We start from the raw sequence: 13043 nt of genomic DNA on the forward strand, positions 1-13043 counted from the left end.
GCTACATTGTGCTCCTGAGAATAACCTGACGACGGGGCTGTTGACCTTTACTGTCATCAAAAAAGACCGTGATTGTGTAATTCCGACCCTCCGGGGTGTCGGTTTTGACAATTGATCCATCTGAATTAGGTAATTGTGCATCCAGGATGAATTTCCATTGGGCTACGTCATAGCGAGCCAGTTCAGCGGGTGTGCAGTCTGCGGTATTGCAGTCATCAGGGTAGGAAGCAGGCACGTTCCCTACACTGGCGGAGTAACCGGGTCCGTCGACGGCATAAACCGGATTGGCTTTGATCCTGTCCAGCATGTCGTAGGCAATAATGTTGGAGAGGGAATTAAGGTAGGCAATGCTGTTGTAACTGATACTTCGGGTTTGTAATGCAGCCATACCTAACAGGCCAGAAGCCAGGATGATGACGGTGATCAGAATTTCCACCAGGGTCATGCCCGTCTGGGAGCGTCTTGAACTCATGGACACTCTTGAACTCATGGACAAATTACCGAATCGGTAGAGCGGACCCGACCAGACAGGTTAATCGTCACACCTCGAGCAATGCTCGATGTAGCTTGACCGTCACAAATCAGGAAGGTACCAGAGCTGGTATTATTGACGGTGCCATCCCCTTCAAACACGATCGGTGTAGTGTTACCCCAGGTAATGGACGCAATGGAATCGACAGTCTGGGAGCGTCTTGGAGTATCCACAGGTTCACCATCATAAAGGCCATTATTATTCTCATCGGTGAAAATGAGCCAGCCTTGACTCCAGTCGTTTGCTGAAGCTGAACAGTTAATTCCATTAGTAGAAGCACAAGCAATGGTATTACTGCCGTTCTTTACCGCTTCACTGCGGGCATAGAGCAAGCTTGAGATCAGGTTTTGCTGAAGGTTTGCGAAGCGGATGGTGTTAGACATCTCTCTCAGCTGAGGCAGCCCCATGGCGATAATAATCGCTGCGATCAACAGAGTGATCATCAGTTCTATTAACGAAAATCCTTTTGCTGTTTTTTTTACCGTGGACATTTTTTCATCACAAAGGGTGACGAAAAAATGTTTTTTTCGCTCATGGCTGTTTCTGGATTCAAGACTGTTTGACTGCCCCATAGCATTTACAGACCTATAGTATCTGACCGGTTTTTAGCGCTTATCTAATCAGTCTAGAAGCGGTTTTTCCGGATCTGGGAATAGGGTCAGAGAATCTGTGGAATTAATAACAAAGCAATCAACCGGATAAAAACAGAGGCGGGAAATTGACAGCCTCTAATGATTTCAAAGTAACGGCAGCTATAAGGGGGAGAAAACCCTTAAACTCTCGCTGAATCAGGTCAATGCCATGGAGCAGGAAAACAGGGATACCGTCCGACTGCTGATTGTTGATGCCTCCTCTGAAGAAGCCGAAGCACTGCTGAATGTCTATCGGGACGCCGGATATTCGACCAGAGCCCACCATGTCACCTCAATGGAGAATCTGGAGGACGCTCTGTCGGGTCATCAAAAATGGGATCTGATGATCATCTCTGCTGCAGAGTTGCCAGAAGGTCTGACCGTCAGCCTGGTGCTTGATCGGGTCGATCAACAGGGCAGGGATATTCCCTCCATTGTTCTGGCAGAGCATCCTGAAGAAGAGCATCCTGAAGAAGAGCATCTGGAATTGTTCAAACTGGGGGTAAGGAGTGTCATTGCACGGGACAATGATGAATTGTTGCTGCTGACTTCCGATCGAGAAATAGAAGATCTTAATACTCGTCGGCATTACCGGCGAATGAGCGTTGCCCTGAATGAATCAGAAAAACAAAGACGTAACCTGCTGGATGACCAGGTTGATGCCATCATCTATATCAGCGAAGGTCTGGTGAAATATTCAAACCCGGCTTTCAATGAATTAGTGGGCCTGGACGCTGGAGCCAGCTTGGCAGGTAAGACTTTCAGCGATCTGGTCGCTGAAAACGATCGCAAGGATGTGGGAGAGTTTCTGATCAGTATTGAAGACAGTGGTCAGGCTCTGGCTGCCATTCAGTGTCCACTGCTGGTTGATCAGGAAGGAGAAGTTCCCGTCAGGGCAATGGTCAGTCCTACATCATTCGATGGTCGCTACACCCTGAGCCTGCTGGTGAGGCCTCAGGAGTTGGAAGATACACCGGAAATAGAGCAGGAAGAAGTTGAGGTTGCGCGCCCTGACAGTGAAACCCATCTTTATGACAAGAATGCTTTCAAGGAGCAGCTGGATGTTGCCATGCAGAGAGTGGTGGCAGGTAAAGACAAATTTGCTTTGCTTTGTATTACTCTGGATTCACTGCGTGCCCTTCATGCCAAAGGGGGGAAAAGAGTCAGTCAACCTTATCATAAGGAAGTCAGTTCTCGTCTCGGTCTGGAATTGATTGAGCACAAGGCTGCCAGCTGGAGTGGCGACTGCATCATGGCTCTGGTCAAAGCGGGTGATGAAAAAGCGGTCCGGGAACTGGCAGGCCAGATTATTAAAGGCGTCACGGAAGAAGCGGTTGTCCTGGGTAATAATGAGCTTCCGGTTAAGCTCAGTTTGGGGAGTGTCATACTGACCGATTCAAGCAGTGACCTCAAGACCCAGCTGGTGAGGGCCAGACATGCAGCCACACAGGCACAAAAAGAAGGTGGCAGCAAACTCTGCTTCTACCAGAAACGCAAGATTAATGCCGTCAGTTCGGTCGAGAAGCATCTGGCTGGTATGGTCAGTCAGGCTCTGAAACATGATAATTTTAAACTGAAGTATCAACCTGTTGTCAGCCTGAAAGGTTCTTCCGAAAAGCACTTTGAAGTTCAGCTGCGTATGATTGATGTCAGAGGTCGTGAGCATGACTCGGTGACTTTCCGAAATAAGTTGGATAAAAATACTCTCTGGAGCAAAGTTGATCGCTGGCAGGTTATAGAAGCCGGTAAAGAACTTCTAAACTCTACCCGCAGTAAGGATAAAATCCGACTCTTCCTGCATCTTGGCGGAAACGCCATCCTGGAGAAGGAATTTCTTCCCTGGATGGGTGTGGCTCTGAAGGCTGCCGGTATTCCGACTTCATCGGTTGTGGTGGAAGTCAGTGAACAAAACATCGTTCGTTTCAATAAGCAAGCTCCCGGCTTTTTCGAAGCGGTTAAGGCGCTGGGCTGCAGTACCGGTATCAGTGAATTCGGTTGTAGCCTAAATCCCATGGAAACCATAGCGCCACTGGCACTGGATTACGTCAAGGTAGATCCCTCCTTCACAAAAGACCTGACCAGCGAAAGTCAGGGTGAAGAACTCAAGGAAATGATTCTGGCGCTGTCGGAAGAAGGTCAGAAAGTGATTGTGCCTCAGGTTCAAAGTGCGGTTGAAATGGCTCCGCTCTGGCACACGGGTGTTGATTTTATACAGGGTGACTTCTTGCAAGAACCTGCAGAACACATGGATTTCGACTTTGAAGGGGAGTTTTAGAAAGACTGCAGATTGATTTTGAGTTTTACACTGACTGCAACATCGTTGAAAATAGCCCGCTTCCAGATTGAAGATAAAGACATCAGGCTTTTCAATGTCAGCAAAGCTCAATATCGTCATGGCCCAATTGAACCTCAAAGTGGGTGATATCGACGGCAACACCAACCGGGTGATCGAATCGGCTGAAGAAGCTCGTGATCGTCATCAGGCCGATATGGTGGTTTTTCCGGAACTGACACTCTGTGGGTACCCACCTGAGGATCTGTTGCTCAGGCCCAGTATGGTCTTGAGAGTTGAGCAGGCTATTAACAAGCTCTGTGGGGTTAAAGGTATTGACCTGGTGATTGGTTTGCCAGCCATAGGTGCTCATGGCCTTGAAAACCAGGCAGTAGTATTGAGAGATGGTCAGATTGTGGCCCGATACGCTAAGCAGCATCTGCCAAATTATCAGGTGTTTGATGAAAAGCGTTACTTTGTGCCCGGGCAAACACCCTGCGTTTTTGAGTGTAAAGGCGTAAAGCTGGCTCTGACGGTTTGTGAAGATCTCTGGTATCAATCTCCTGCCCAGCAGGCCCTGGATGCGGGTGCTGATCTGATACTGAGTCTGAATGCCTCTCCATTCCACATGGACAAGCAGTCTATCCGGTACGAAACCATCAGAAATCGTTGCCAGGAAACGGGTCTACCCGTGCTTTATGTCAACCTTCTCGGTGGTCAGGATGAGCTGGTGTTTGATGGCGGCTCTTTCGCAATGAACGGCAATGGACAGTTAGCCGTTAGAGCAGATTACTTTACGGAAGGTCTGTACAAAACCTGTTTCGATAAAGCTGAGAAGGCTTTTGATCAGGAAGAAATTGCGGAGCTGCCTGGCTTGCACGAAAGAGTCTACAAGGCTCTGGTCACAGGTGTTCGTGACTATGTGAATAAAAATGGTTTTAAAGGAGTCGTGCTTGGCTTATCCGGCGGGATTGATTCTGCGTTGACGCTGGCCATTGCCACTGATGCGTTGGGGGCTGAGCGGGTTCAGGCCGTTATGATGCCTTTTCGCTACACCTCAAACATGAGTCTGGAAGACGCTCAGGAAGAAGCTGACATTCTGGGGGTGGATTATTCCATCATGCCCATAGAGCCTATGTTTGATGCATTCATGGAAACCATGAGCACCCAATTTGAGAATACTCAGAAAGACACGACGGAAGAAAACCTTCAGTCCCGTTGTCGTGGTGTCATGCTCATGGCCATTTCCAACAAGAAAGGTTACATGGTCCTCACCACCGGTAACAAGAGTGAAATGGCGGTAGGTTATGCCACGCTCTACGGCGATATGTGTGGTGGTTACAATGCCCTGAAAGATGTGCCAAAAACCCTGGTCTTTGCATTGTCTGAATACCGCAATACATTGGGCTATGTTATTCCGCAACGAGTGATTGATCGTCCACCTTCAGCTGAACTGGCTCCGGATCAGGTCGATGAAGATAGCCTGCCTCCCTACGATGAACTGGACCGAATCATCGAGATGTATGTGGAAGAGGATAAAAGTGCTGAAGCCATTATTGAGTCCGGTTTTGAGCGGGATACAGTCTATCGGGTTCTTCGCTTGATCGATGTGAATGAGTTCAAGCGTCGTCAGGCAGTAGTGGGTGTTCGTATCACCCCTCGTGGCTTTGGACGTGACCGACGTTACCCGATTACTAATGGCTGGCGACCAGGGATTTGATCTTCTGACTGGACGAGCGCAAAATTTCTTCTACTCTTGCACTGTATATATGAACAGTGCAAGAGGTTGTCATGGACAAAGAAACAACGGTTGAAGTACTTAAGCAACTGGCTAAGCAACTGGCTGAAGGTGTTCATCCTTCGACTGGGGAAATCTTTCCGGACTCTGCTCCCTACCAGCATCCACTGATCATTCGTTCCCTTTATTCTGCTATCCAACTGCTGGAACCATCACGACGAAAAGCCGCTGCCAATAAACCCATTAAGGCCGGTAAGCCCTGGAGCAGGGAGGAAGATGAACAACTGAAAGCGGATTATAACAATGGACTGGGTACCAAAGAGCTGGCAGAGACTTTGGAAAGAACGCCGTTTGCCATAGAAGCCCGGCTGGTTAAACTCGGGCTTCAGGATGCGACTCCCAATATGGCTTATGCTTTTACCAGACCCAGATAAGTCTGATGAATTTGATCGAGTTGCTGAAACAGTTGTTCCAGAGAGCCACTGTTATCAACAACGTCGTTGGCTTTTTCCAGTCTTTGATTCCTGGAAGCCTGCTTGGCCATAATCGCCTGAGTTTGTTCTTTGCTCATGCCGTCTCGGCTCATGGTTCTTTCCCGTTGAATGTCTTCAGGCACATCCACAACCAGAATACGGTCAGTGAGCACATGCTGATCGGTTTCAACCAGCAGGGGGGAAACCATGATCGTGTATGGGGATTCGGACTCTTCCAATTGCTGAACAATCTGATTGCGAATCAGCGGATGCAGTAACTGTTCCAGCCATACACGCTCATTGTCGCTATCAAAGATAATGTCTCTGAGTTTCCTGCGATCCAGGGTACCTTCGTCTGTGAGAATATCCTGACCATGTCTCTCTGCAATTTTAACCAGAGCTGGGCGACCCGGTTCAACAACCATACGTGAAGCCTGGTCTGCATCAACCACAGTAATACCCAGGCTGGAGAAGTAGTCAGTCACTGCCGTTTTGCCACTGCCGATGCCACCTGTAACCCCAATAACCAGCTTACTCATACTCAGCTCACAGTCCCATTATCTGCAGATAAGATTGAACCAGCGTTTCTCCCCACAGCAGGGCAATAAAACCAGCAGCGGCCAGATATGGACCAAAAGGAATAGGGTTACTGCGTTCCTGCTTCTTTAGAATAATCAGTACAACGGCCACAACTGTTCCTACCAGTGATGACAGCAGGATAATCAGTGGCAGCATTTGCCATCCCATCCAGGCCCCTAAGGCACCCAGCAGTTTAAAGTCGCCATAGCCCATACCTTCCTTGCCGGTGATCAGCTTGAATAACCAGTAGACCGACCATAGGGAGAGATAGCCAGCAGCAGCTCCCAGCACAGCATCCTGCAATGGAATGAACAGATCAAAACTGTTGGCCAGCAGTCCCAGCCAGAGCAAAGGCAGAGTGATGCTGTCAGGCAGCAATTGGGTATCCAGATCGATCATGGTCAGTGCGATCAGTGCCCAGACCATAAAGCAGAGTAAAACTGTCTGCAAAGTGGCCCCAAAGTAGATACCCACAGATACAGTTAATACGGCTGAAATGATTTCAATGGTGGGGTAGCGGGCAGAAATAGAGGTTTTGCAGGAAGCACAGCGACCTTTTAGAAACAGATAGCTGAGTACCGGGATATTTTCCCAGGCCCTGATCTTGTGTCCACAGCTTGGGCAGGTGGAATCCGGTTTGATCAGATTATAGGGCTCCATTTCCGAAGGAACCTTGTCCGGATGCAGAGCTTCAAGGCACTCCAGTTTCCACTGGCGTTCCATCATTGTTGGCAGACGCAAAATAACAACATTGAGAAAACTACCGACCAGCAAACCAATAATAGTCAGGGTGATATAAAAATAAGTGGGTGACGATTGCAGTAACTCTAGGAGTGCCATTAGTCAATAAGTCCGGTTTTTTAGTATGAAAGTGCCGCTCGATCAGGTTAAGAAACGCGTTTTAATTTGAGGCTGGCGACACTTTGTTTCATGGCTGTTTCTGGCCTTACTCTACTTGATTTTACCGGTAAGTGCATTGTTGAGTGGGTTGCCAGAAAGGTATGGATGGAATTGAAAAATCAAAAAACCATAACAGCATAGAGTTTGGTTCTGTGCTGTTATGGTTGCTTGTTCTGCGATGTGTAGAAAATCTGAGCTTTTTTACACGACCGCACCCAACTGGAAGATAGGCAGATACATGGCAATGATCAGGCCGCCAACCAGTACACCCAGTACGGACATGATCAGAGGCTCCATCAAGCTGGTGAGACCGTCAACCATGTTGTCAACTTCGTCTTCGTAGAAGGTGGCGACTTTATCGAGCATTTCATCCAGGGCGCCAGACTCTTCACCAATGGCTACCATCTGGACTGCCATGGCTGGGAATATGCCGGAGTTTTTCATAGAAAACTGCAGCTGCTGACCGCTGGATACATCTTCTTTGATGCGCTGAGTAGCGTCTGAATAGACGACGTTTCCTGAAGCACCGGCTACCGAGTCAAGAGCATCTACCAAGGGGACACCGGCTGCAAAGGTTGTTGAGAGCGTTCTGGCAAAACGGGCAACAGCCGATTTGTCGAGAATCACGCCAATGACCGGTATCTTAAGAAGAATACGATCCATCCTGTCTCGAGTTGCTTTGGATTTCTGCATTAATTTCTTAAAGAGGAAACCAAAGACAACCAGCCCTGCAATGGCCATGTGCCATGAATTCTGGACGACTTCAGAAATACCGATGACCAGCTGGGTAAAGGCAGGCAATTCTGCCCCAAAACCCTGGAAAACTTCTTCAAACTGAGGCACTACGTAGACCAGCAGAATACCGGTTACGACCATGGCAACACCCACAACCGCAATGGGGTATTTCATTGCTTTCTTGATTTTGGCCTTAAGGGCCTCGGTTTTCTCTTTATAGGTGGCAATTCGGTCCAGCAGTGATTCTAATGAACCTGACTGTTCACCGGAGGCGACCAGGTTGCAATAAAGATCATCAAAATAAAGAGGGTGGTTTCTCAGTGAGTCAGCAAGTGTAGTGCCCCCGGCAACATCGTTTTTGATTTTGCCAAGAAGATCTTTCATTGCAGGCTTTTCTAAACCGTCTGAGGTGATTTCAAAAGCTTGCAGCAGGGGAACCCCTGCTTTCATCATGGTGGCGAGCTGACGGGTGAACAGAGCGATATCCATGGGCTTGATTTTGCCGCCCTTGGTGCCCAGAGTCATACCCTTCTTTTTGACTTTGGCGGAATTGATTCCCTGCTTACGGAGTTCGGCCTTTACCAGGGCAATACTGGTGCCCTGAATTTCTCCTTTGGCCTTCCGTCCACTCTTGTCTTTACCTTCCCAGACGAATGTGGCTGTTTTCGTTGGTTTACGTGCCATATCTAGCCCGTTCCGTAGCTTCTTTGTAATTCTTAGTAAGCCACTGCTTTAAATGCAGTGTCGTTGTACCGCTTTTAACGGAGTCCGCTATAGGCTTTGTCGGCGTCTATTGTACGAGACCTTAGAGAAACTTGATACGAAGCAGGGAACAAAATCAGAAAAAGGTGACAAAAGTCCTAAAGTTTGATGGTTTTTTGCACTGTAATCATAGGGTTAGGTCGTTGATAAGCTCATTTCAGTTAGGTCGTCATCCTTCAGCGAATCCTTATCGATAACAGCAGTCTACTGAAGTCAGGCTGTAGTCATCCAGGTTTAGGGCGGTCAGGCAGCGTCCCCAGACACAGCCAGTATCAAGGGCGTGGATTTTTTTACGCTCAGTGTTGCCTTCCAGTGCTGCCCAATGGCCAAAAATAATACGTTCCTTGTATACCGGACTATCAGGAAAGCTGAACCAGGGCGCAAACTTCTTGCTGGCTGAAGCCGTCTTGTTATCAAGATCAAGCCGACCGTACTGGTCACAAAATCGCATCCGGGTCAGATAAGCCGCAGTCAGTTTAAGTTTCGCCCGGCGTGTATAGGCTTCTTCCATTGAGCTGATGCTGTCGGATTTAAAGAGAAACTGCAAAAACTCGGCATAGTTCTCACCCCTTAGCGCTTTCTCCAGTTTTGCTCCATAAAGACACGCTTGTTTCAGGGTCCAGATCGGAGGAATGCCGGCATGCACCATAGTGACTTCCCGCTCTTTATCATGGTGGATGAGTGGGCGATGCCTCAGCCATTCAATCAGAGAGTCTCTGTCAGGGGCGCTGAGAAGGGGGGCAAAGGTATCTTTCTTCTTGGTTCGGCGCACTCTGGCTGCTACAGCCAGTAGATGCAGGTCATGGTTGCCAAGCACAGCAGTGCAATTGCTGCCCAGACTTTTCAGGTAGCGCAGCGTAGCCAGGGAGTCTGGTCCACGGTTTACCATATCGCCCGCCACCCATAACTGGTCACGGCCTGGATTGAATTGGACTTTGTCCAGCAGGCGTCTGAGAGGCTCGTAACATCCCTGGATATCACCTACAGCGTACACGGTCATTAACAATAATCTCCTGAACCTGTACACGTGGGGTAGCTATCCACATTACAGGTCTTATAAAGGTTCTTGGCCTTTAACATCAAATTAAGGAATTCTTGATTGAAATGCTCAAAAGCCTGTTCTGAATGTGTGACCGCTTCAGGACGGGCTTATGGCCGGCTCGAAAAATCATCCTTTTCTTCGTTGACCGGATTGATACTGTCCTTTGGAGAGCTGACTGAGTTATCGGATATCAGTCAGCGATCTGAACAGTTTTGAAAATTTTATTTCCCTATGAATAGTAGTAACTCACTCACCCGCAGGCTTTCAAGTTGCCTTGTCGTCTATCATGGGTTGGTGGTTTTCTTGTGCAGATAATTGGCGATAGAAACAAACTCTGGCAGAGTCACGGTTTCAGGTCGGCTGACTGGATCAATGCCCAGTTCTGACAGTTCATCAGCACTAATCAACGTTTTCAGTGTATTGCGCATGGTCTTGCGTCTTTGCTGAAAGGCTTCACGAACCACTCTCTCCAGAAGTTTTACGTCATCTGCCGGGTAAGGTAATTCAGTATAAGGCGAAAGTCGTACAATGGCAGAATCAACTTTAGGTGCTGGTTTGAAGCAACCAGGACCTACAACAAAAAGGTTGTCTACCCTGCAATAATACTGAGCCATGATGCCCAGTCGACCGTAATGCTTCTCACCCGGCTGGGCAGCCAGTCTTTCTACAACCTCTTTCTGCAACATGAAGTACATGTCACTGATCAATCCCTGAAACTCAAGCAGATGAAAAATCAGGGGAGTAGAGATGTTGTAGGGCAGGTTGCCTACCAGTCTGAGTGTCTCGCCTTTATTCCCGCCTTGATTGATGAGAGAAGAGAAATCAAACTTGAGAGCGTCGCCTTCATGAATCCGGAATTCAGGGTTTAAACCAAATCTCAGTTTCAGGGTTGGGATCAAATCCCTATCCAGTTCAACGACATCCAGTTGACCGGCGCCGTCCAGCAGGAATTCAGTCAGCGCGCCCTGACCCGGGCCGATTTCCACGATTCGATCACCCGCTTTTGGGTGTATGGAACGGATAATCCGTTGAATGACTCCGTGATCGTGCAGAAAGTTCTGCCCAAATCGTTTACGGGCCTTGTGATAGGGAATTTCAGCCATGCTTTTGACAAACTAAACGAGCCATTGAGGGGGCGCTATGATAGCGGCAGATAACCCTTTTGGCTACCAGATACATTGGACAGGTGGGTTGGGAATTCAGGAAAAGTTCATCTAAATTTTGTCCAGCATTTAACTAAAAACCAATAAACTGACTGGTAGCCATAAAGCATGCAAGGAATCCTGTTCAATACTGTCGCGCTGGTGTTTTTTGTGCTCAATCTTGTAGCCCCGACCCAGGCTCAGACGGTTTTTCACTTCAAAGGTGGTAGCATTACCAGCGATGATGGTGGCTTCATTGATATTATTGGCAGTGAGCAAGGCACTATAATAAAACCGGCCAACGATAACAAGAACGGCAATATACGCATTGAAAGTGCCGAGATTTCATCCAACAAGCCCATCACCTTCGAAGTCCCCCGACAAGCCGTCTCACTCACCAATACGCAGGTTAAGGCAGAATCCGTGAGCGTGACGGCTTCGGAACTGCACTTGCTGGCCAGCCGTCATACAGAAGACTTGCAGAGTGCCAGTAAAAAGAGAGGTCTTGGCAGCAAGAAGATAGCAACTCATACCGAGCACCATTCTCGACTTAACCCAAGTGCTATCGAGGCACTTGGGTACATTAATATTCAGGTTCGTACGCTTGTTTCAGAAGCCGCCTATCTCAAGGCTGGTACGGGAATTACCTTGAATACTGAGCAATGGTTTGCTTTGGCAGGCCTTGAAGAACACTTTGTACAGGACGAAACGCGCCGGGAAGGTTGGTTAAAGAATAAGCATAAAGTCAGTGGCCAGCAGTGGACAAATGTTGTTCATACCCGGCTCGACGCGCCTGAGGTGACGATCAATGCTCAGTCCATAGAAGCCCAGGTGGGCATAGTGCCGGGAGAAACTCTGGAGCAATCCCTTGGTCGCTTGGTGGTCGCCTACCCAGAACTGGCCTGGTTAAACCAGGTCGGGAGCCACCACAGCCACTGGCAGACACTGGAAACCAGTTATCGATCCTGGAACCAGAAACACTCGGGGTTATCGCCATTGGCAGGTATCGTGATAGGGGCGGCGGTTACCGTGGCGACTTATGGAGTAGGCGCATCTTTCCTGCCGGTCAGCATGGGCTCTAACCTGATTGCCACCAATGTAGCCAATGCGGCCTTTTCGTCTATGGTGGCGCGTAGCTCTGTAGCGGTGGTCAACCACGGAGGTAACCTGGCGGCGGCTATTGAGGAAGTGTTTGCAGAAGAGGCCATAAAATCGGTCGGCGTTGAAGTACTGGCTGGCGCTATCATGGGTGGATTTGACGTACCCTATCGAATGACACCTGAAGCGCCTCTGGCACTGCAGATCCAAAATGCGGCGGTAAGAATTTCCGGTAGGGCTTCGGCAGGAGCTGTTATTAAAGGCGGTTCCCTGGGCGGGGCTCTTGAAGATGCAGCCAGCAAAGAAGCTTTTACACAATTGGCTGCACAGCTGAATTATTGGGCGGGCAATTACGCTCAACAACAGGGCTGGGAAGAAGGCAGCCTGGAAAAAGTAGCACTGCATGCCGGTACGGGAGCCCTGTATGGTTTGTTGAAAGACGGTAAACCACTGGCTGCCGCAGCAGCAGGCGCAGCCGCCCAGGCAGTGGCCAGAATCAGTATTCCAGGGGACGCGGATCCATGGGATATAGATGAATGTTGGGAACCCCCCTGTGCGCCAGAAGCGGAGCGATTTTATTTATCGTCCGAACAGCAGGAGTCTATTTATACAAAAGTGCTTGAAGTTCTGAGCACTCTTGGTGCGGCAATAGCGGCCCAGATAACGGGCGGTGACCCGGAAACCGGGGCCGACATTGGTCAGGCCCAGCACTTGTATAACCGCCAGCTGCACTCAGAAGAAGTGGGTGCTCTGTGGCAGAAGATAGAGAAGAGGACACCGGAGCAACAGGATCGGTACAAAGCAGCCGCCTGTTTTCTGACCCACTGCGCGGACAGTGTTCACCCCTCGGACGCCTACCACGATCAACTGCAAGACTGGCAGGAAGTGGGTTCAAACTTCGGCCAGGAGATCTTGGAACTGCAGGCCACCGGCCTGTTCACTTACAGCAACGCTGATGGCTGGAAAGACAGCATCCGGGCCAGCCGGGCAACAGCGGTTGCTCATATAATTCTGGCGGGCATAGAAGGCGTTGGTTTCGTCACCGCCGACCTGATGGCCATAAAAGCGGGAAATATGCCCCTGGCTGCAGCCCTTTGGACAGCAGGCACTTATGTTTCAGGTGAAACCCTGGGCAGGG

General features: G+C 49.1%; 11 protein-coding genes. 4 read left to right on the forward strand and 7 right to left on the reverse strand.

Going from position 1 to position 13043, the window contains the following annotated elements:
• Position 1: 1 nt before the first annotated feature.
• Both pilV and ACR2PX_RS17465 read right to left on the reverse strand, forming a co-directional pair.
• Entirely contained in the window at positions 2-472 is a 471-nt protein-coding gene (gene pilV, locus ACR2PX_RS17460) for a type IV pilus modification protein PilV (protein ID WP_434000640.1), read from the reverse strand.
• Positions 473-486: 14 nt separating this feature from the next.
• The gene (locus ACR2PX_RS17465) at positions 487-1023 is read right to left on the reverse strand and encodes a GspH/FimT family pseudopilin (RefSeq protein ID WP_434000641.1); all 537 of its coding nucleotides are present in this window, start codon (positions 1021-1023) and stop codon (positions 487-489) included.
• A gap of 310 nt (positions 1024-1333) precedes the next feature.
• On the opposite strand from ACR2PX_RS17465, the gene ACR2PX_RS17470 reads away from it, so the two are divergent.
• The 3 genes from ACR2PX_RS17470 to ACR2PX_RS17480 all read left to right on the forward strand — a co-directional run bounded on the left by ACR2PX_RS17470 (position 1334) and on the right by ACR2PX_RS17480 (position 5608).
• Positions 1334-3439 (forward strand): EAL domain-containing protein, encoded by a 2106-nt coding sequence (locus ACR2PX_RS17470; RefSeq protein ID WP_434000642.1) that lies wholly within the window; start codon positions 1334-1336, stop codon positions 3437-3439.
• Between the two features lie 94 nt (positions 3440-3533).
• Positions 3534-5156, forward strand: a complete 1623-nt coding sequence (locus ACR2PX_RS17475) for an NAD+ synthase (protein WP_434000643.1) — start codon at positions 3534-3536, stop codon at positions 5154-5156.
• Between the two features lie 71 nt (positions 5157-5227).
• On the forward strand, positions 5228-5608 hold the full coding sequence (locus ACR2PX_RS17480) for a hypothetical protein (protein WP_434000644.1): 381 nt from the start codon (positions 5228-5230) through the stop codon (positions 5606-5608).
• On the opposite strand, the gene coaE is transcribed toward ACR2PX_RS17480, so the two are convergent.
• The 5 genes from coaE to rsmA form a co-directional block, all read right to left on the reverse strand.
• Positions 5584-6186, reverse strand: coding sequence for a dephospho-CoA kinase (gene coaE, locus ACR2PX_RS17485; RefSeq protein ID WP_434000645.1), 603 nt, complete (start codon positions 6184-6186; stop codon positions 5584-5586). The two genes, ACR2PX_RS17480 and coaE, sit on opposite strands and share 25 nt — an antisense overlap.
• Before the next feature lie 7 nt (positions 6187-6193).
• Positions 6194-7066: a prepilin peptidase gene (locus tag ACR2PX_RS17490; RefSeq protein ID WP_434000646.1), complete on the reverse strand. Its 873-nt coding sequence runs from the start codon at positions 7064-7066 to the stop codon at positions 6194-6196.
• 261 nt (positions 7067-7327) lie between these two features.
• Positions 7328-8545: a type II secretion system F family protein gene (locus ACR2PX_RS17495; protein WP_434000647.1), complete on the reverse strand. Its 1218-nt coding sequence runs from the start codon at positions 8543-8545 to the stop codon at positions 7328-7330.
• Between the two features lie 265 nt (positions 8546-8810).
• Positions 8811-9623: a symmetrical bis(5'-nucleosyl)-tetraphosphatase gene (locus ACR2PX_RS17500; protein ID WP_434000648.1), complete on the reverse strand. Its 813-nt coding sequence runs from the start codon at positions 9621-9623 to the stop codon at positions 8811-8813.
• A 326-nt stretch (positions 9624-9949) separates the two neighbouring features.
• The gene (gene rsmA, locus ACR2PX_RS17505; RefSeq protein WP_434000649.1) at positions 9950-10768 is read right to left on the reverse strand and encodes a 16S rRNA (adenine(1518)-N(6)/adenine(1519)-N(6))-dimethyltransferase RsmA; all 819 of its coding nucleotides are present in this window, start codon (positions 10766-10768) and stop codon (positions 9950-9952) included.
• A 168-nt stretch (positions 10769-10936) separates the two neighbouring features.
• On the opposite strand from rsmA, the gene ACR2PX_RS17510 reads away from it, so the two are divergent.
• The coding region (locus ACR2PX_RS17510; protein ID WP_434000650.1) for a DUF637 domain-containing protein at positions 10937-13043 on the forward strand (2107 nt) is incomplete at its 3' end.

This window comes from Endozoicomonas sp., assembly GCF_051008435.1.
Taxonomy (GTDB): Bacteria; Pseudomonadota; Gammaproteobacteria; order Pseudomonadales; family Endozoicomonadaceae; genus Endozoicomonas_A.

Coding starts and splice junctions, on each gene's coding strand:
- pilV (WP_434000640.1), bottom strand. CDS start 472: ATGAGTTCAAGACGCTCCCAGACGGGCATGACCCTGGTGGAAATTCTG.
- ACR2PX_RS17465 (WP_434000641.1), bottom strand. CDS start 1,023: ATGTCCACGGTAAAAAAAACAGCAAAAGGATTTTCGTTAATAGAACTG.
- ACR2PX_RS17470 (WP_434000642.1), top strand. CDS start 1,334: ATGGAGCAGGAAAACAGGGATACCGTCCGACTGCTGATTGTTGATGCC.
- ACR2PX_RS17475 (WP_434000643.1), top strand. CDS start 3,534: ATGTCAGCAAAGCTCAATATCGTCATGGCCCAATTGAACCTCAAAGTG.
- ACR2PX_RS17480 (WP_434000644.1), top strand. CDS start 5,228: ATGGACAAAGAAACAACGGTTGAAGTACTTAAGCAACTGGCTAAGCAA.
- coaE (WP_434000645.1), bottom strand. CDS start 6,186: ATGAGTAAGCTGGTTATTGGGGTTACAGGTGGCATCGGCAGTGGCAAA.
- ACR2PX_RS17490 (WP_434000646.1), bottom strand. CDS start 7,066: ATGGCACTCCTAGAGTTACTGCAATCGTCACCCACTTATTTTTATATC.
- ACR2PX_RS17495 (WP_434000647.1), bottom strand. CDS start 8,545: ATGGCACGTAAACCAACGAAAACAGCCACATTCGTCTGGGAAGGTAAA.
- ACR2PX_RS17500 (WP_434000648.1), bottom strand. CDS start 9,623: ATGACCGTGTACGCTGTAGGTGATATCCAGGGATGTTACGAGCCTCTC.
- rsmA (WP_434000649.1), bottom strand. CDS start 10,768: ATGGCTGAAATTCCCTATCACAAGGCCCGTAAACGATTTGGGCAGAAC.